Below are 17,719 nucleotides of genomic sequence, written 5' to 3'. Positions count from 1 at the left end.
GGCCTTTATGGCAAATACCAAAGAGATTCGCACCAAGATCGCCAGTGTGGGTAACACACAAAAGATCACCAGTGCGATGCAAATGGTCGCCGCCAGTAAGATGCGCAAAGTTCAGGACAATATGGAAGCGTCACGCCCTTATGCCGTCAATATGCGCAAGGTGATTGGCCACGTGTCGTCCGGGACACTGGAGTACAGTCATCCTTTCTTGCAGGAGCGGGAAGTCAAACGGGTGGCGTACATCATCATCTCTTCAGATCGTGGGTTGTGTGGTGGCTTAAACAGTAACCTGTTCAAGCAGGTTTTGTCGGAAATGCAAACGTGGCAGGAGCAGGGCGTGGACGTGGACACGACCCTGATCGGCTCGAAAGCGATCGGCTTTTTCCGCTCGCTCGGCAATGTGGTGGCACAGACGTCCGGGCTGGGTGATAAGCCCAAACTGGAAGAATTACTTGGCGCCGTCAACGCCATGATGGAGCACTATTCCGAAGGCCGGATCGATCGTTTGTTCCTGGTGTTTAATCAGTTTGTAAACACCATGGTGCAAAAGCCGCGGGTCGTGCAAATGTTGCCGTTCCCGAAAGAAGATATTGAACGTGATAAAGACGCTCGCTGGGATTACATCTACGAGCAGTCTCCTCAAGACATTCTCAACCATCTGATTCAGCGTTACGTCGAATCCATGGTGTATCAGGGAGTGGTTGAGAGCATCGCTTGTGAACAAGCCGCACGTATGGTGGCGATGAAAGCCGCGACGGACAACGCCGGACAACTGATTGAAGATTTACAACTGGTGTACAACAAAGCCCGTCAGGCGGCAATCACACAAGAGCTGAGCGAAATTGTTGCCGGCGCACAAGCGGTTTAGAGACAGAATTTGAGGTTGAGATTATGAGTATTGGCAAAATCGTCAAAGTCATCGGCGCGGTGGTGGACGTTGAATTCGAACAAAATCAGGGGCCGAAAGTCTATGACGCGCTGAAGGTGAGCGGCGCGGACAACAGTTCATTGGTCCTGGAAGTTCAACAGCAGTTGGGTGGTGGCGTGGTCCGCTGCATCGCCATGGGGTCGTCCGATGGTCTGAAACGCGGTCTGCAAGTGGCGTCCAGCGGCGGCCCGATCACCGTTCCGGTCGGGGAAGAAACGCTGGGCCGTATTATGAATGTGCTGGGTGAACCCATCGATGAGTGCGGTCCTATCGGCGAGCAAATGAAGTACGAAATCCACCGCAGCGCGCCGAGCTATGAAGAGCAGTCGAACAGTACCGCGCTGCTGGAGACGGGCGTCAAAGTGATTGACTTGATTTGCCCGTTCGCCAAAGGCGGCAAGATCGGTTTGTTCGGCGGTGCCGGTGTGGGTAAGACCGTCAACATGATGGAACTGATTAACAATATCGCCAAAGCTCACTCTGGTTTATCGGTATTTACCGGGGTGGGGGAGCGCACCCGTGAAGGGAACGATTTTTATTTCGAGATGAAAGAAGCGGGTGTACTCGACAAAGTGGCCATGGTGTATGGTCAGATGAACGAGCCACCGGGTAACCGCCTTCGTGTTGCACTGACAGGCCTGACGATCGCCGAACGTTTTCGTGACGAGGGCCGCGACGTGTTGCTGTTTGTCGACAACATCTACCGTTATACCCTGGCGGGAACCGAGGTGTCAGCGTTGTTAGGGCGTATGCCATCGGCGGTGGGTTATCAGCCGACGCTGGCGGAAGAGATGGGAGTGCTGCAAGAGCGGATCACGTCGACCAAAAATGGCTCGATCACGTCGATTCAGGCGGTGTACGTGCCGGCGGATGACCTGACCGACCCGTCTCCGGCCACCACGTTTGCTCATTTGGACGCGACGGTTGTATTGTCACGTAACATTGCCGCGCTGGGCTTGTATCCTGCGATTGACCCGCTCGATTCGACATCCCGTCAGTTGGATCCGCAGATTGTCGGTCAGGAGCACTACCACGTTGCCCAGCAGGTACAGCAGACATTGCAGCGCTACAAAGAGCTCAAAGACATCATCGCCATTCTGGGTATGGACGAGTTGTCGGAAGACGACAAACGTCTGGTGTCTCGGGCGCGTAAAGTCGAACGCTTCCTGACCCAGCCTTACCATGTCGCGGAAGTGTTTACCGGCCAGCCGGGTGTGTTTGTGCCGCTTAAGGACACCATCGCGGGGTTCAAAGCGCTGCTTGAAGGGCAGTACGACGATATCCCCGAACAGGCGTTCATGTATTGCGGGAACATCGACGAAGTGCTTGAAAAAGCAAAATCTCTGTAACGAGCAGGAGGTAGTATGGCCATAGCGGTTTCACAAAGTACGTTCCAGCTCAATGTGGTCAGTGCAGAGGGGACGCTCTACTCTGGTCCGGCGCACGCTATCGCGGTAGCGGGTGCTGACGGTGAGCTCGGGATTCGTCCCGGCCACTCGCCATTGATCAGTCGAATTAAGCCGGGTGTTGCTCGTATCGTGGATGATCTGTCCAAACCCGAAGAGATCCTGTACGTCTCTGGCGGTTTGGTCGAAGTGCAACCGGATGTTGTCACGCTGCTGGCCGATACCGCATTACACGGTCGAGACATTGACAAGGCGCGTGCCGAACAGGCCCGTAAAGCGGCCGAAGAAAACATTCGTGCGCATGTCGACGATCTCTCGTTCGCTCAGGCGCAGATGGAGCTGACCAAAGCGTTGGCGCAACTGCGAGCGTTTGAGCTCAGTGTTCGCGCCCGCCGCTAATCTTAAGCCTGCCGCCTGTCGGCAGGCTTCTTCTCTGGTGTCCTTTTGGCTGGCTCAGGCCTGAGTTTTCGCCTAAATATCTCGTCTATACTCTCAATAATCAGCGTTGTGTCAACCTGCTCATTTATCAGTAATTTTGGTTCATTTTTTACGAATACAAACGCATATTAAGTGCATTGTTTTTGAGATGTGATGAACAAAAGTTAACCTGACAATGACATGGGATCAATGATTGCTGTTAGGATTTATCGGCAAAAACAATACCTTGAGAGGACACTATGGAATTCACGGACCAGGATCGCGAAGCGTTATACAACATCTGGATGTCGCAAAAAGCAAAACTACGCCTGACACAGATGGAAGTCGCGAAGAGACTGGGCATGAATCAGATTCAGTTCTCTGAGTTGCTGCGTGGCTCCAAGCCACTGAGCCTCCACTTTATCGAGCAGTTCTGTCAGCAACTGCACGTGAACCCCAATATCGTCATTCCATCGCTGAAAGAGATCGCCGGGCCCGATGCGCAGGTTGTGCATCTGCAAAACCGAGTGAGAGTCGATGGCAAGATCCAGCGTGTCTATTGTGAAGGCAATGAAGTGATCATTGACTACATTCACGAGGTCTGAGTCCGCTTTCCATCACTCCAAGATTCAGCGATACTGCGTGTTAATCGTGAATCACCCCATTGAATACTCATGCTGGAAAAAGAAAACCTGCTTAAGCTCGCCCGAATTCAAATGCCTTTTGGCAAATACGCCGGGCGAGTACTGATTGACCTGCCGGAAGAATACCTGCTGTGGTTTGATAAAAAAGGCTTCCCGGATGGGGAGTTGGGCCAGTTACTGCAATTGTGTCTGGCGCTCAAAATTGAAGGTTTGGATTCAGTCGTCAAACCACTAAAACGTATGTAAATTCACGTTGCTCCAGAGCTTGTATGGAGAACGTCAACTCAAGGCCGCCAGAGCATTCTACTCTGGCACGCTTTGCCTCAAACCAATTTAGAGCGTAAACGTTGAGATAACATTTTGAGTCTTGATTGAGCTGTTTTATCGGATAAGCCTCTTAACAGTGTGAGTACACCATTTGAAATCGCTCAACATTGATCGTATCAATAAAGCCCATCAGTAGAGAAACCAGTCAGTAGCATAAATAACTAGCAGCACCAGAAAACTTAGAAGGAATGGGATGGTTAGCATCACAGCCAATTTTTTCGTGACGCTTGGTTTATCAAACACCACGCCTTGCGCTTCCCTTACCCTCCTCTCTTCATCAAAATGCCATTTAATAGCTAAGTAGGCTCCAATGCCTAATACAATAAGCTTAAAAGCTCCAGCAAAGTACGGAAAGACGTTAGCCCAACTATCGTTCATTATCTATCTCCATCAAACTAAATATCGACTTTGTGGTAGCAGAATCAAACGTTCATGTTTAGTGCGCACCCAAAGTCAGGCGTTCTGGTTAGCGCAAGTCTACTGCTCGTGCTAGCTGTCCACAACTCTCTTTGCAATACCTGTCGTTATTGATGGTTTTGTAAATCAGCAAAAGCGCAGGAACATTGATTGCCCGAAATCATAGAGTGAAAATGCTCTTTTAAACTTTGAAGGCATATGTTTTCCATACTAAAAGTTATACGAACCCTAAATATAGAAAAGTATTGCGGTGTGGGCTGCCACCTCATTTCTTACATAACTATTGACTGATTTTGTATTGAAGAGCAGAGTGAAAAAACGGCATTTTTTTGATCAAAAAAGTGATTTGTTACTAAAGAGAAATCATAAGCTCTGACTAACGAACCTTTGCATCGAGTAACTTAAATTAGGATATGATATTTTGAATACTGCCCCAATACGACGCCTGAGACGCCTCCGCAGTTCCGAAGCTATGCGAGATTTATTAAGAGAAAGTCATGTGCAGCTAGGTGATTTAATTCATCCTATATTTGTCGAGGAACATATAGAGCGAGCTGTGCCAATTTCTACTCTACCTGGCATAAGCAGAATCCCAGAGTGTCATTTAGCGGATGAGGTCCGAGAACTTCATGCTTTAGGTATACGCTATGTGATGCCTTTTGGAATATCTCATACTAAAGATGCGCAAGGAAGCGACACATGGAATGATCATGGTTTACTTGCACGTATGATTAAAATAATAAAGTCTGCTGTGCCAGATATGATGGTCATTCCGGATATTTGTTTCTGTGAATATACTGATCATGGGCACTGTGGAGTAATAAAGAGTAGTAAAGTGTGTAACGACCTAACGGTTGAAAACTTGGTCAAGCAATCTTTAACAGCAGCTAAAGCGGGTGCTGACATGTTAGCTCCATCAGCAATGATGGATGGTCAAGTAAAAGCGATTCGTCTAGGTCTTGATGCCGCCGGTTATCATGACGTGGCAATTTTGGCACATTCAGCAAAGTTTGCTTCTTCCTTTTACGGGCCATTTAGAACGGCAGTAGATTGTGAACTCAATGGTGATAGGAAAGGCTATCAACTTGACTATGCCAACGGTCGACAAGCTTTACTCGAAGCTTCTATTGATGAAGCTGAAGGTGCTGATATCCTTATGGTCAAACCAGGCACGCCTTATTTAGATGTGCTCTCCCGCTTAAGACAAGAGACTCATTTACCGTTAGCTGCTTATCAAGTAGGTGGAGAGTATGCGAGTATTAAATTTGCGGCTCTGGCTGGTGCTCTCGATGAAAAGTTAGTGGTGAACGAAACTTTTATTGGGCTAAAGCGAGCTGGAGCAGATTTAATTGTCAGCTACTACACCAAACAGTATGCGATATGGTTAAGTGAAGAAGTTTAGCTGAGTATTTGGCTATGAATTTCAATAATTAACATAAGCTCTCTGCTGTACCAAGACTGTGGACTAAAGGAATGATCTTTGTCCACATTATTCAATTTTCAGAGTTGGCATATTCGCATTCAAGTGTTTAAAGCTTTAAGGTTTCAGCCCATTCTGGCTGAAACACTTCTGCCCCGTTTTGTGTTAGAGCAAACGCTTATTCAAATCAGTATATTGAATTTGCCATATTTGAAGTTATCCGAAGACGGGCAGTTCGATCTCGGAACCAATAAAAACCTCATTGGAGTTGCCTTCAAGGAATTGGTCAATACCGTAACTCCCTCATAAAGCTTAACTTTCAGTCAATTGGCGAGTAATATGTGTACAATTCAAATCTATCAGGTGACGTGAATGTGTACTAGAGAGCTATTAGGGATGTGCTTTGTTCCCGCAGGGAGTTCTTCTGACTCTATATTCGGCTTCTCATCGTTTATTTCCGCTCTAGCACTACTATTTGTGGTCTACACAATTACGGGGGAACGCTATAAATTTCGTATAGCAGTTGCACCAATATCACTCCACAAAACCTCTTTTTACATCATACCTCTTATTGGTATCGGAGTTCTTATATCAGAGTTATGGGTCAATTTAGGTTGGCTTACTCCTGATTTCAATCTAAGCCAAAGTATGTGGCAAGCAATCTTTGCTGTACTTTTCCTCATGATCATTAGTTTGTGGGCTTACTTTGGTTTTATATCTCCTCCTAAATTTGGGAAGAACAACTACAAACAGTTCATGCATCAACTGTATGCGAGAATCTTAGAGGGGAATGCAGATGTTCTTAAAGAGGTTGCCTCAGAAATTACACCTTCGATTAGCCGTATAGTAACTTGCGCATCTGGTTCTAAGGGCGAATGCAAGGATTATGCTCATGACATCATACTACTTATAGGAAACAAAAGATTTTGTGAGGTTGTTGCGGAATATCATCCAAACCTCATAATCGAATTATACGAAAGCATGACAGCAGAAAATATCCAGACACTGCCATTTCGTCAATTTACTAAGAACACCGCAACGGCTGCAATACTTAACTCAAACTCGCTCTTGCACCATGAAGGAGATGGTTTCAGCTCTGGGCTTATTGGGTACATAAAGCCTTTAAGTATTTCCATGTTTGGAGACATAGAAAAGCTCGAAGCCTTAAATCGACAGTTTGCTTCCCCTCTAGATGCTGATTTACCACTTTTCGACCTAAAACATGAACAATTTAAAGTGTATTGTGACTCAGCTCTAACAGCAATTGAGTCTTATCTAAACGAAGGATGGTGGTGGAGACATTCATACGCAATAAATAACGCCTTCAGTAAAATAAAAGACAACAGCACATATCTATATGAAATCAACAGTAACCCCAATAATTACTATGATCTTGATTGCTATAAAAACTTCAGAGTGGCAGTAAAGTTTGTCACGTCTGTAATAAACCTAATAGAAAACCATCCGTCTGTTGCAGTTTTTACACCTCACAAGCTACGGAAAAGGAAAGAGGAAAGATTCCAATCAATTGATTTATATGACTTGGTATCCGAATTGATGTTTGAGCTAACATTTGCTGCTGCATGTGTTAGTGTTGATGAGGACACATGTTGGTCAATTCAGCATAACTCTTGTTGGAGCGATTTTATCGGTCACAGAGATAGTAAGGCTAGCTATTACATTTTAAAGAAATACTACCGATTGATATACGATGAAATCAGGAAAATGGAAAAGTTACCCAATTTCAAATCAGCTAGGATTCTGGGATTCTGCTTAAATATATTCGGTGTAAAAATACCTACTAAAGACAACTATAGGAAGGAGTATTACTCGTTAAGAAAAGTGATTATTCATTGGACAATCCATAACTACGAAAACATTAGAAAAGAATACACTAGAGTTGCAAAAGCTTGTTTAATTGGCGGTATAACTTACGAAGACAAAAAGCTGACAAAAACTTATGCCTTAGGTCTTCGAGATGAAGCCACAAAAGAAACTTTAGAGTTAAAATGATCAACTTTTGTATTGAATCGCTCGATATTGCCAGTGAAGCCTGCGTATTGGTAAGTCATTAGTGTAGTGGTTTAAGTGATTAAGGCGGCATGCGGCGGCTTCAGTATTGCGTTACGGGGCGTTAGGTTTAAGGAGGATTTATGCACCAAGCTCATTGGCGTTACTGGAGTAAAATATATAAGAATAAAACAGGGCGTTCCCTAGAACGTTGGGCTTTGCAGCATTTACATGGGAAAAGATTATTAGCATATTTGGCTAAAAAAATAGCAAAGCAACATCAAGTTGCAGGAGGAGTAGAGGTAAGCTCCATTTGGATTGATGGCACGCCGCAGGCTCATGGAATAGCTAATACTCAGAAAGTAAAATGTGAGCTGGCAGACTTACTGTATATTGTCGAGGAATGTAACGCCAAGGGAGTAGTATTCTCAAAAAAAGCGTTACTACTACAGGCTAAGAATACTTCGAAATTTAAAAAAATTGACAGTGGTGCGTCTACAGCGAAAGAAAGAAAGCTTCTAGAAAAGTTAGATAGACATCAACCTTTAACTATCAGGGCAGGTGTACAAAACTCCTCAAGGGTAATTGGTTCATATACGTTAGGTGGAACCAATATCGAAGGGCTACCAGATTGCTCTAAGTTTCTGTTAATGCCCAAGAACCAACTCTGGATAAAAAATACAAATAAGTTATTTCCCTTTCACGTTACTTGGCCAAAACATAAAACAACGTCAGAGATGGTTACAGGCTGCGATCTAGTTCAAGCTGCGATAGATATGGCTGGAAATGGTAGTTTAGGAAAAGACGTGGTTGATCCGAAAATCTGCGAGTGGTCAAAGTTGGTAACAGATCTTGAAAATGGTTATAAGAATGTTGTCATGAATGGGTATAGAAATCAGAAGCGAGTTTATCGTTCAGGAGTCCAGTTATTTTGTTCGAACTTCAATTCGACGCTACAAAGTAGTGGTGATTACACCTATCACGATGAGGAGCACCTACCATACATATCTATTTTGAAGGTGAGGTTTTTTAATATGCGCTTAGATTAAAAACCCATACAAAGCGCTTAAGTCTGACTGCAAACCTGTGACGGTTTTGTCCAGAACCTTCACAGTTGACACTTCGTAAGTCAGAAATGCCCCAAACCTTCTCAGGATCATCACTCATAAGACTTCTAGTAATTTCAGTTTGATTCAATTTATCTAATGCCTCATTATGTGTTTAGTTGATAAAAAACCAACTTGTCCGTGGACTAAAAAGTTGGGGTCAGGTCAGTGCTATGTACGAAAAAATTGCATATATCATTTTAGGGGTAGCAATAGGTAAGCTTTTCGATTTTTATATTCAAAGGCGAAAAGTTTCATCCTTGGAGGTGGCGATTCTTGAAGAACTGGAAGATATTAAGTATCGATTGCTCTTGATTTGTAGATCATATGAAAGAAGTATTCAAATCTACGCATTGAATGGTATAGATTCAGGCGTTCCACTAAAGCTATCTAATCCTATATTTAAAAAGCACTATTCTGACATCGCTATTAAGTTAGGTTCAGCTCAAAGGAAATCTTTGTCATTAATAGATTCTTGCGTTGAATCTGTAAATTTAGGAATAAATCGAATCGAAGAATTGCATTCTAACACGGTTGCAAATTTGTCAGATGAAGCAATAGAAAGGTGGGGAGATTTATTAAAAGCACAATATATAAATGCGGCTACAGCATATTGGCACGTAAATTATCACTTGTCTAACCAGGAGCTACCTTTTTTGGACATCGAGGATTCCGAAGAGCACAAAGCCTATTTGTCTCAGCGCAAGTCTTCGGAAGAACACGTAGAAAAACTCATTAAAAGGGCGCGTGAAAGCCTAAATCGAGACGACTTCGATTGAAATTTTTTCTAATCTGATGCAGGCGACTTTATGTTACGTCCTAAAACAGTTCTGTCCATCTTCGTTTCATCCTGTTCGGGCTGAAACATTTCTGCCCCAAATGAGTTGCGCCTCCAAATCACAAAATGATACTCAGTCAACTTTGATATACAAAAAGTAATAAGAGACAAAAGGCAAGACCTGACCCCGTGAGTTTTAATAGCTTGCCCTTCAATGGTGTAAAAATTGTACGAGCGTAACCTTTTTACTAAGTCTCGTAACTACACCGCTCAATATTCAACAGGTTTTACTTGCATTCATGGAGTATTTGTACAAAATTAATCCCTTCTAACCGTATGGTAACTATGGTGATTTTATTTGCTTCGATCTAGCATGGTGGTGAAATTGGTTTCGAGAACATAACGAGATCGCGAGTTTTTCCCAGTGCGCGAAGTTAATGAGAGTGAATCTAGGAGTAATCGACAGGATGACAGAAGGTTTTGCCAACAACGCTACACCAAAGTATTTAGGCTATGTTTACCAAGTCTTAATCGCCATTGAGAAGTGCTTTGATGCAAAAACCAATGAGACTATCTGGATAGAGTGCTTTGGGGATGTCTATGATGGTAAGACGTTCACAGAGGTAAAACACCACGTAGAAGAGCATAACTTAGCTAGTAACTCAAAAGATTTCTGGAACACTTTGAAGAACTTGGTGGTTGAAGACTCCTCTATGTTTGAGCAAATTGTGTTACACACGACATCTTTCATTTCCGAGAGTTCAATATTTCATGGTTGGAACACACGAAGTGCTCATGAAAAACTCAATATCATAAAGTCTCACGTACCATCATCTTCAGTTAAGCCTCTCTATGACAAAATTTTTGAAGATGCATCGGATGCCGAGCTATTGAGCATATTGTCTAGATTTACAATTGATCAATCTCGGGAACATGTAGAAGATAAATGGAAGAGCTTATTGGAAGCTCGCAAATTGAAGTGCGTGTTAGAGCCATACAGAGAAAGCATTTTCCATTGGATATACTCATACGTTAATAAAAGTGCAATTGTAGACCACCGACATTGGAAGGTTAATATCAATGATTTTGATGATGCTTTCCAGTTTCAGGTTAACAGGTGGAGTGGAGATAGCATTCCTTTTCCTGTAGACCGCACGGAGTATGATACGGAGCAGCAGAATGCTGACGGTTACTTGTTTTTATTAGAGTATAGAGATATTGGTTTGAAAGGCAGAGATAGAGGTGTTGCTCTCAATGATTACTTCAAAGCTAAAAACAGTGAAGAGAGCCTTGTAGATCTTAAACCAGACATTATGCCCGAAATTATTGATAACTATTTAGTAGATGCAGTAGAGAAAGCTACAGGATATAAAAGACAATATTCTTACGAAATAGATTATGAAGATTTAGGTTCATCCAAATCTAACAAGGCAGCTTGTAAAGCATATTTTGAATTTCATAATAGTTCGGTGTTAGAAGTGCCTGAGGTAAGTGGTACGAAACCTTACTTCATGAGAGGTAAAGTACACGAGGCTATTAATAACACCGCTTATACTTGGAAATATAATAAAGAGGATATTGACTAATGAATCCTCAGGTTATTAGAGATTTGAAGTATTCTCCCTCTTTTGTTGCTGAAATACTATATTCATTTATTCAAGGAGCTAGACGAGTTGATGAGCGAGGCGCGAAGTTTGAGTTGATTTATCTTGTTGTTCCTTTTGTTATGGATGATGTTTTAAGGGCGAAACTAAATAGGTCTAATGTTAGTAGTACTTTTCAAACTGCATTTCTAAAGGATGATGAAATTAAAGAACGTTTGTTTTTGATAAATGATAAAGTTCAATACTCAAAGTCTGTAACAAATTGTGGAATAATCTACCTCAGTTCAATTTGTGAAATTATAATCAATTCTTTTATTTTGAATGGAAATGATTTAGAAGAAATATCAATAACAAATGACTATAAAAAAGAATTTATAAAGGCATCTTATAACTTAGGTATTATTTTTTCGAAAGAAGGATATGTTAATGTTCTTCTGAAATCCAAGGTCACAAATATATGAAAGCTTTTTTAAAAAATATAATTCTCATTGGTCATGATGGTGATTTGAAACGTCTTGGCTTTGACCGAGGGTTAAACATAATAACAGGTGACTCTAAAACAGGTAAAAGTGCTTTAATAGAGATTGTAGATTTTTGTTTGTTTTCGAATCGCTCTACAATCCCTGTGGGAAAAGTTACTGATTTCACAGATATATTCTGTTGCGTATTTGAACACAATAATAAAAAGATAATCATTGGACGCTCAAATAATCAGCCAACAAAGTGTTATTTTTCTGTTGAATATTCGGCTGATTTCAATGTTGATAATAAAATTAACTCTAACTATTTTAAGTCCAAGAAAACTAGAACTAAATTCGAAGTTCAAAAGGATTTCGAAGAGCACTTAGGATTATCGGTTGAAGATACATCATTGAATGATGATGACGATTATAAACTTAAGAAAGGGAAAGTCTCGATTCGGAATGCTACTTCACTATTCTTTCAGCATCAAAACTTAATAGCTAACAAGCATAGTTTGTTTTATAGGTTTGATAACTTCATTAAAAGTAGAACAGTAATTGATCAATTTCCTATATTTATGGGTTGGGTTGATAGCAGATACTACAGATTGAAGAAAAGATCTGAAGATTTAGAAAAGCAAATAAAAAAGATAGAGATAGAAGAAAAGAAAGCTCTGCTAGGTATTCAAGAAAAAAGAGAAAAATTACTTATACCAATTAGGCAGTATTATAGAGTTTTAAATCTTAAATTTTTGGATGAAGATGCATCACTAGGAAAGCTGAAAAATTTAGCGAGAAACCTGCCTTCTGTACCATTGAATGCAGAGCAAAATGTTGATTTCAATAAGCAGCTAAATGCCTTAGAGAAAGCAAAAGATAAAGAGCTAACGTCTTTATATGAATGTAATCAATTGATAAGTCTTATTAAGGCGAATGAGGAGGAGTCAATAGATTACTCCAACTCGATGGCACGCCTTGCTGAAGTATCGCAAGATGAGTCAGTACCTAAAAACAGTGTTAGTTGCCCGTTATGTAGCACACCAGTAACTAGTGTTGTTTCTAAAGTGGAAGAGGTTAAGCGCTCTAGAGCGCTACTTCTTGATGAACTGTCCCGAATTGGTAGTTACAAACAGGACAGTTCTAAATCTCTTAACTCATTACTTTTAAAGCGAGACAAGCAAAAACAGGTCATAGCTAATATAGATAATGAAATAAGACAATTAAGAAAATTATTCAAAGTTAAAAATAATCTAGATATAAGGGACTCACTAAATAATATTCGTGGGAGGATAGAGAACACCTTAGAATTCTTTATTGAAGGGCAAAAGTTAGAAAAATCTAACCACGATCTTCCAGCTATGAAAGAGGAATTAGAAAATTGTATCAGACTGATTCGAGGCTATGGTCTTGAACATAAATTTTCCGAGGCTAATGCACTTATCAATGAGACAATGAATGAGCTTAAAAAAGACTTAGATTTTGAAGATGATTTACGAAATGGTGAAATGAAATTCAAAACAGAAGATTTCACGTTCGCTTATTACTTTAAAAATCAAGAAATACTACTATCAGAAATGGGTAGTGGTGCGAACTGGTTAGCTTGTCATCTAGCGGTTTTCTTGTCAATTTTAAAATTAACCTCAAGCTCAAATTCTGTAATACCAGCAATATTATTTCTAGACCAACCTAGTCAGGTATATTTTCCAAAAGTAACAAGAAGATTTTCTTCTAATAATAAGCAAGAGTTATTGGGTGAAGAAGAAGTTGATGAGAATATTAAACAAGTAATAAATATATTCAAGGTTTTTGAACGATTCTTAAATGAACTTGAAAGAGATCCAAAAATTGGGTTTAAGCCACAGATTATAGTTTTAGAACATGCAGACGAACCTGAGTTTGATCAGTATGTTAGATATAGATGGTCTTCAAATGGTCAAAAGTTGATATAATTTTACTAAGGTCAAGCAGTAACGTTTGACCTTAATATTATTGCTAATGATATCTATGACATAAAGGCTAACAATACTCGGGGTCAGATCTTTCTTTTTACCCTAGCAAAATTTATCTGAGAGTCCGACATTCACCAGATATCGTAACACGGAAATGTCCATAAACGAGTCACAACGATTAGGTGAAAAGGGACTCCCAAACAAGGAATAGAAATCCATAGCAAATGGCACGGTACCATTTGCTATGGCTAGGTTTAACGCTGACTTTGTGGTGCTGACAACTTTTGGTTGATGAACAGAGCAAATAAAATGATGCTTAATGCGATCCAGGTGTTGGCCTGGACGGGTTCATCTGAGATCACCACACCGATCAATACACCCACGGCGGGCACCAGATAATTGGTCATAGATGTGAAGACGGCACCGGCATGGCGGATACTCATCATGTACAGGTAGTAGACCACACCAGCGCACATTACGCCCAGATACACCAACGATAATATGGCCCCTGCTGACGTGACACCAAACGTTAATGGCGCACTAAACAATGCAACAACCAGCAGTTGAACACTGGCCATCGACAAGACATTTCTTGCCACAATCAACGGATGTTCATCGTGAACCCGATTGAGTAACAATAGGGCGATAGCAAAACAGATCGCCGCAACAATAACCGCCGCCGCGCTGAGCATATTCAACTCCCCTCTGTCCAAGACCAAATCCGGATAGAACAACACCAACAAACCACAAAAACCGACAAAAACACTGGAGGTGTTGCCTGCACTGATACTGGCGCCACGAATGAAAAGCGGGGCGAGCAGCAAAGCATAAAAGGGCAGGGTACCCATCAGGATTGCGGTGATAGAACTGGTCAGGTTCTGCTGTCCCCAAGGGATCAGCACGAACGGGATCACGGCTTCAAGTAATCCGATTAGGGCAAAGAGTCCCCATTGATTGCTGTTCCCGTTGATGCCGAGTGTTTTGCAGATAACAATTAAGGTCACAGCCCCCAGCAGCGCCCGACATGCGCCGATCCAGACTGGAGCAAAACTCCCGAGCGCGACTTCCTGAAAAATAAACTGTGAGCCCCATATCAACCCGATGGCGAGCAGCGTTAAATAATTGCGTAAAATCATAACAGTGACCTGAAAATTGAAGAGCCAGGCTGACGAACCTGGCTCAAAATTAGCCCGTAAATGGGCGCAGTGATGAGTTAGCACGCCTTGAAAGCGATAGCGTCGACTTCTATTTGCATGCCTTCAAGCGCCAGTGTCGGGACTGGAATCAGGGTGCTGGCGGGTAAACGTTCTGTTGACCAACGTTTTTTCATCGCGTTACTCCAGATTTCCAGTTTTTCTGCATTGTGATCAACGATTAGAATCGTAATTTTGACTACGTCATCAAAACTGAGCTGGTGGGTGGTGAGCGCAATCTCCAGGTTCGCCAGCACCCTATCAACCTGACGATCAAAGTCATGGCTTAGTGAATGCGTTTTTCCTTCACCGCCACTCTGGCCGGAAATGAAGATCAGCTCGCCATTGGGTGGGGTTTTCACGGTATGACAAAACCCATAAGGTATAGGGTTAAACAGTGCAGCCGGATTACAGAAAGAGAGAGTCTTGATTGTCATTTTATGAACCTGCCATTCGTTGTTAATGAAATTTTGCAGTAGTATAGAAGTTCAACTTAACTTTAAGTCAATAACTTTGTTTTCTCTTGGGTAAGTCAGGTAACATAATGATAAATAATCAATATTTAACAATTGGTCAATTATCGGAACGCAGTGGTGTAGCGACATCCGCTTTGCGTTTCTATGAAACCAAAGGTTTGATCGCCTCTATCCGTACGTCCGGAAACCAGCGCCGTTATCTGATGTCGATGCTACGCAGAATCGCGCTGATTCAGGTGGCGCAGTCGATAGGTTTCACGCTTGAAGAGATCACGGCTGAATTGAGTGGCCTGCCGATGAATCAAACGGCAACCAAGCGGGACTGGGAAAAAGTCGCTAAAAAATGGCAAAAGGATTTGGATAAAAAAATGGCGCAAATACAGTCTCTGCGGGAAAACCTGACAGGGTGTATCGGCTGCGGATGTCTGAGCATGAAAAAGTGTCAGCTACTCAACCCGGAAGACACATTGCATCAGCAGGGGCAGGGCGCACAACGAATCATTCAGTGAGTATCCACGCGCGGTGAGAGAGTTTTCGAGTGTATCGCGGAATTTCGAAATTGTCGGATTTTGCAGCTATAGTGTAGTGATAGTGTGATATGCAACCAGGCTGGCATTTTGGGAAGTAAGACTGCCAGCTTTAAGGAGTGAGCAAAGTGGCACCCGAGTTCCAGCCAGGCAATAACATTGCCATGAAGATTCCCGCTCATGAGTACGAACGTACTGTGAGCTTTTATCGGGACGTACTGCGTTTCAAAGAGCTGTCGAATGATGGCATGGACGGCACTCCAAGATTCGAGTTTGGTGATAAAACCTTGTGGCTCGATTGTGTAGCCGGGTTAAGTCAGGCCGAAATCTGGCTGGAAGTGACCACCAACGATGTTGAACGAGCCGCAGAGTATCTGCAACGGCATGATTGCCACCGCCGGGATGAAATAGAACCGCTGCCGGAGGGGTTTCAGGCTTTCTGGATTGCCAGCCCGACCAATATCATCCATCTGATTTCCCCTCAAAAACACGCGTAAGGACGACAGGTTCGGGAGAGGACATGACCGAGTTTGTGATCACCACGTTTGACTGGGTACCGGAAGCGCCACGCGGCTACGTCCGGGATCTGCGTCTGCGCTGGGCGTTGGAAGAAGCCGCGTTACCCTATCGAGTGGAAGCCACTCCGTTTGCCACTCGCTCTCAGCACCATTTCGCACAGCAGCCGTTTGGACAGGTTCCTTGGCTGCGTCATGGCGAGCTGTCTCTGTTTGAGAGCGGTGCGATTCTTCTTTATCTGGCGGAGCACAGTAGTCAGCTCATGCCCAGCGATCTATCTGGCCGTTATCGCGTCATCGAATGGCTCTTTGCCGCATTGAATTCCGTCGAGATGGCGAGCGTACCTTGGTCGATCTTTATGTTTACTGACGATCAACAAGCCACTTCAGGGCGTAAAGCGCTCGATGATTTTCTCACTGTCCGGCTCAGGCATATGGAGCAGGTGCTATCACAATGCCAGTGGCTGGCGGCAGAGTTTTCTATTGCAGACATTGCAATGGCAGACGTATTGCGCCTGGTTGACCGTTTTGATGGCCTGACGCCGTATCCAGCTTGTCGGGCTTACGTGACGCGAGCGACTGCGCGTCCGGCATTTATAAAAGCGCATGCTGATCAGATGGCCTATTTTCGTGCGTCTGATCGTGTCGGGGAACAAGGTGGTGGTTCTGAGAGTTGATGTACGTTTTTGTCAGCGCGAGCCTGACGAGTAATTGGGTTCGGGAAAACAATCAGAGCTCGTATAACTTGTCAAAATCGCGCTGGTTCAAAATGTCTTCAATTTTTCTCCTTGTGGTATGAATGTTCTTATTCTCACCAAGGTTCTCTGTCGTCTTCTTTTCAACGGGACGTTTTTTCTTTGCTTTACTCATTTGTGATTCCTCATTACTGAATGCTGGTCGTGTTTGGGTTAATCAATTTTAAAGCTTCCAAGTGTGGTGCCACTTGCCGACAAGATCACGCCTTGTTGGTTATGCTCGCAAAACTGGAAGTTGAGGTGGGGTTGGGAAGTCAGAAGTTTTGGAAAAATATGACGTTGTAGAATGTCACTGTTTAACTGATGTATTTCTGCAGACCAATGTGCCTGGTTTTCTTTTAAATAAAATTCTATTTTAAACACTCGTGTTTATTATCCTTCTTGACAGATTTATCTCGTAGTATTTGATACCAGTGTCGCTGGCGGCTTGTTCTTCTGGACATGGGGATCCTGGGTAATTTAATTGATGTTGAGAGGGGGAGATGTGGCGAAAGTGAAGAAGAAGATGTGGCGACAGGGCGCCACACCTTTTTGAAATCTTACAGAGCAGTAACGTTTGACGCTTGTGGGCCTTTTTTGCCTTGTTCAACGTCGAAACTTACTTTCTGACCTTCAGCCAGAGTTTTAAAACCGTCTGATACGATAGAGTTGAAATGTACGAAGACATCAGCGCCACCGTTATCTTGAGTGATAAAACCGAAACCTTTAGTTTCGTTGAACCATTTTACTGAACCAGTCATTTTTGAAGACATGTAGATACCTCGATAGAAATTTAAAATAAGTTAA

The 17,719-nt window shown here is 42.8% G+C and carries 20 protein-coding genes; 15 read left to right on the top strand and 5 right to left on the bottom strand.

Annotated features, from left to right (window positions below):
* Positions 1 to 7: 7 nt before the first annotated feature.
* The 5 genes from atpG to VPR01S_RS16030 all read left to right on the top strand — a co-directional run bounded on the left by atpG (position 8) and on the right by VPR01S_RS16030 (position 3,641).
* The gene (atpG, locus tag VPR01S_RS16050) at positions 8 to 868 is read left to right on the top strand and encodes a F0F1 ATP synthase subunit gamma (RefSeq protein WP_021706416.1); all 861 of its coding nucleotides are present in this window, start codon (positions 8 to 10) and stop codon (positions 866 to 868) included.
* A 23-nt stretch (positions 869 to 891) separates the two neighbouring features.
* Positions 892 to 2,277 carry a F0F1 ATP synthase subunit beta gene (gene atpD, locus VPR01S_RS16045; RefSeq protein WP_021706415.1) on the top strand — a complete coding sequence of 462 codons (1,386 nt, stop codon included), beginning with the start codon at positions 892 to 894 and terminating at the stop codon, positions 2,275 to 2,277.
* Positions 2,278 to 2,292: 15 nt separating this feature from the next.
* Entirely contained in the window at positions 2,293 to 2,733 is a 441-nt protein-coding gene (locus tag VPR01S_RS16040) for a F0F1 ATP synthase subunit epsilon (RefSeq protein WP_021706414.1), read from the top strand.
* A gap of 278 nt (positions 2,734 to 3,011) precedes the next feature.
* Positions 3,012 to 3,356 (top strand): helix-turn-helix domain-containing protein, encoded by a 345-nt coding sequence (locus VPR01S_RS16035; protein WP_021706413.1) that lies wholly within the window; start codon positions 3,012 to 3,014, stop codon positions 3,354 to 3,356.
* Between the two features lie 69 nt (positions 3,357 to 3,425).
* Positions 3,426 to 3,641 (top strand): DUF3820 family protein, encoded by a 216-nt coding sequence (locus VPR01S_RS16030; RefSeq protein WP_021706412.1) that lies wholly within the window; start codon positions 3,426 to 3,428, stop codon positions 3,639 to 3,641.
* A gap of 210 nt (positions 3,642 to 3,851) precedes the next feature.
* On the opposite strand, the gene VPR01S_RS16025 is transcribed toward VPR01S_RS16030, so the two are convergent.
* Positions 3,852 to 4,100, bottom strand: coding sequence for a hypothetical protein (locus VPR01S_RS16025; protein ID WP_021706411.1), 249 nt, complete (start codon positions 4,098 to 4,100; stop codon positions 3,852 to 3,854).
* Positions 4,101 to 4,560: 460 nt separating this feature from the next.
* Here VPR01S_RS16025 and hemB point away from each other — a divergent pair, with 460 nt between their 5' ends.
* The 7 genes from hemB (at position 4,561) to VPR01S_RS15985 (ending at position 13,467) form a co-directional block, all read left to right on the top strand.
* Positions 4,561 to 5,541, top strand: coding sequence for a porphobilinogen synthase (gene hemB / locus VPR01S_RS16020; protein WP_217997213.1), 981 nt, complete (start codon positions 4,561 to 4,563; stop codon positions 5,539 to 5,541).
* Between the two features lie 390 nt (positions 5,542 to 5,931).
* Complete coding sequence (locus VPR01S_RS16010; RefSeq protein ID WP_040902911.1) at positions 5,932 to 7,572, top strand: hypothetical protein; 1,641 nt, start codon at positions 5,932 to 5,934, stop codon at positions 7,570 to 7,572.
* Positions 7,573 to 7,712: 140 nt separating this feature from the next.
* Positions 7,713 to 8,618, top strand: a complete 906-nt coding sequence (locus tag VPR01S_RS16005) for a hypothetical protein (protein WP_021706407.1) — start codon at positions 7,713 to 7,715, stop codon at positions 8,616 to 8,618.
* 230 nt (positions 8,619 to 8,848) lie between these two features.
* The gene (locus tag VPR01S_RS16000; protein ID WP_021706405.1) at positions 8,849 to 9,454 is read left to right on the top strand and encodes a hypothetical protein; all 606 of its coding nucleotides are present in this window, start codon (positions 8,849 to 8,851) and stop codon (positions 9,452 to 9,454) included.
* Positions 9,455 to 9,920: 466 nt separating this feature from the next.
* Positions 9,921 to 11,039: a hypothetical protein gene (locus tag VPR01S_RS15995; RefSeq protein WP_021706404.1), complete on the top strand. Its 1,119-nt coding sequence runs from the start codon at positions 9,921 to 9,923 to the stop codon at positions 11,037 to 11,039.
* The gene (locus VPR01S_RS15990; protein WP_021706403.1) at positions 11,039 to 11,518 is read left to right on the top strand and encodes a three component ABC system middle component; all 480 of its coding nucleotides are present in this window, start codon (positions 11,039 to 11,041) and stop codon (positions 11,516 to 11,518) included. The genes VPR01S_RS15995 and VPR01S_RS15990 overlap by 1 nt, the downstream gene beginning before the upstream one ends.
* A complete protein-coding gene (locus tag VPR01S_RS15985; protein ID WP_021706402.1) occupies positions 11,515 to 13,467 on the top strand; it encodes a DUF3732 domain-containing protein in 1,953 nt (650 codons plus the stop codon). The genes VPR01S_RS15990 and VPR01S_RS15985 overlap by 4 nt, the downstream gene beginning before the upstream one ends.
* A 254-nt stretch (positions 13,468 to 13,721) precedes the next feature.
* On the opposite strand, the gene VPR01S_RS15980 is transcribed toward VPR01S_RS15985, so the two are convergent.
* Both VPR01S_RS15980 and VPR01S_RS15975 read right to left on the bottom strand, forming a co-directional pair.
* Positions 13,722 to 14,600 carry a DMT family transporter gene (locus VPR01S_RS15980; RefSeq protein WP_040902934.1) on the bottom strand — a complete coding sequence of 293 codons (879 nt, stop codon included), beginning with the start codon at positions 14,598 to 14,600 and terminating at the stop codon, positions 13,722 to 13,724.
* Between the two features lie 80 nt (positions 14,601 to 14,680).
* On the bottom strand, positions 14,681 to 15,097 hold the full coding sequence (locus VPR01S_RS15975; protein ID WP_021706400.1) for a RidA family protein: 417 nt from the start codon (positions 15,095 to 15,097) through the stop codon (positions 14,681 to 14,683).
* A 107-nt stretch (positions 15,098 to 15,204) separates the two neighbouring features.
* Here VPR01S_RS15975 and soxR point away from each other — a divergent pair, with 107 nt between their 5' ends.
* The 3 genes from soxR (at position 15,205) to VPR01S_RS15960 (ending at position 16,855) form a co-directional block, all read left to right on the top strand.
* Positions 15,205 to 15,645, top strand: coding sequence for a redox-sensitive transcriptional activator SoxR (soxR, locus tag VPR01S_RS15970; RefSeq protein WP_021706399.1), 441 nt, complete (start codon positions 15,205 to 15,207; stop codon positions 15,643 to 15,645).
* Between the two features lie 146 nt (positions 15,646 to 15,791).
* Positions 15,792 to 16,160 (top strand): VOC family protein, encoded by a 369-nt coding sequence (locus tag VPR01S_RS15965; RefSeq protein ID WP_021706398.1) that lies wholly within the window; start codon positions 15,792 to 15,794, stop codon positions 16,158 to 16,160.
* A gap of 23 nt (positions 16,161 to 16,183) precedes the next feature.
* A complete protein-coding gene (locus VPR01S_RS15960; RefSeq protein WP_021706397.1) occupies positions 16,184 to 16,855 on the top strand; it encodes a glutathione S-transferase family protein in 672 nt (223 codons plus the stop codon).
* A gap of 52 nt (positions 16,856 to 16,907) precedes the next feature.
* On the opposite strand, the gene VPR01S_RS22880 is transcribed toward VPR01S_RS15960, so the two are convergent.
* Both VPR01S_RS22880 and cspE read right to left on the bottom strand, forming a co-directional pair.
* Positions 16,908 to 17,048, bottom strand: a complete 141-nt coding sequence (locus VPR01S_RS22880) for a hypothetical protein (RefSeq protein ID WP_169727790.1) — start codon at positions 17,046 to 17,048, stop codon at positions 16,908 to 16,910.
* Positions 17,049 to 17,472: 424 nt separating this feature from the next.
* Positions 17,473 to 17,685 (bottom strand): transcription antiterminator/RNA stability regulator CspE, encoded by a 213-nt coding sequence (cspE, locus tag VPR01S_RS15955; protein ID WP_021706395.1) that lies wholly within the window; start codon positions 17,683 to 17,685, stop codon positions 17,473 to 17,475.
* Positions 17,686 to 17,719: the final 34 nt, after the last annotated feature.

It is taken from the genome of Vibrio proteolyticus NBRC 13287 (assembly GCF_000467125.1).
GTDB classification, from domain to species: Bacteria; Pseudomonadota; Gammaproteobacteria; order Enterobacterales; family Vibrionaceae; genus Vibrio; species Vibrio proteolyticus.
The sequence above is the reverse complement of the archived record's forward strand: the minus strand, read 5'-3'. Positions and strand labels throughout refer to the sequence as shown.

Coding starts and splice junctions, on each gene's coding strand:
- VPR01S_RS15985 (WP_021706402.1), top strand. CDS start 11,515: ATGAAAGCTTTTTTAAAAAATATAATTCTCATTGGTCATGATGGTGAT.
- VPR01S_RS16010 (WP_040902911.1), top strand. CDS start 5,932: ATGTGTACTAGAGAGCTATTAGGGATGTGCTTTGTTCCCGCAGGGAGT.
- VPR01S_RS15975 (WP_021706400.1), bottom strand. CDS start 15,097: ATGACAATCAAGACTCTCTCTTTCTGTAATCCGGCTGCACTGTTTAAC.
- VPR01S_RS15995 (WP_021706404.1), top strand. CDS start 9,921: ATGACAGAAGGTTTTGCCAACAACGCTACACCAAAGTATTTAGGCTAT.
- soxR (WP_021706399.1), top strand. CDS start 15,205: ATGATAAATAATCAATATTTAACAATTGGTCAATTATCGGAACGCAGT.
- VPR01S_RS16005 (WP_021706407.1), top strand. CDS start 7,713: ATGCACCAAGCTCATTGGCGTTACTGGAGTAAAATATATAAGAATAAA.
- VPR01S_RS16000 (WP_021706405.1), top strand. CDS start 8,849: ATGTACGAAAAAATTGCATATATCATTTTAGGGGTAGCAATAGGTAAG.
- cspE (WP_021706395.1), bottom strand. CDS start 17,685: ATGTCTTCAAAAATGACTGGTTCAGTAAAATGGTTCAACGAAACTAAA.
- VPR01S_RS15990 (WP_021706403.1), top strand. CDS start 11,039: ATGAATCCTCAGGTTATTAGAGATTTGAAGTATTCTCCCTCTTTTGTT.
- VPR01S_RS15960 (WP_021706397.1), top strand. CDS start 16,184: ATGACCGAGTTTGTGATCACCACGTTTGACTGGGTACCGGAAGCGCCA.
- VPR01S_RS16035 (WP_021706413.1), top strand. CDS start 3,012: ATGGAATTCACGGACCAGGATCGCGAAGCGTTATACAACATCTGGATG.
- atpD (WP_021706415.1), top strand. CDS start 892: ATGAGTATTGGCAAAATCGTCAAAGTCATCGGCGCGGTGGTGGACGTT.
- VPR01S_RS16040 (WP_021706414.1), top strand. CDS start 2,293: ATGGCCATAGCGGTTTCACAAAGTACGTTCCAGCTCAATGTGGTCAGT.
- VPR01S_RS22880 (WP_169727790.1), bottom strand. CDS start 17,048: ATGAGTAAAGCAAAGAAAAAACGTCCCGTTGAAAAGAAGACGACAGAG.
- VPR01S_RS16030 (WP_021706412.1), top strand. CDS start 3,426: ATGCTGGAAAAAGAAAACCTGCTTAAGCTCGCCCGAATTCAAATGCCT.
- VPR01S_RS16025 (WP_021706411.1), bottom strand. CDS start 4,100: ATGAACGATAGTTGGGCTAACGTCTTTCCGTACTTTGCTGGAGCTTTT.
- atpG (WP_021706416.1), top strand. CDS start 8: ATGGCAAATACCAAAGAGATTCGCACCAAGATCGCCAGTGTGGGTAAC.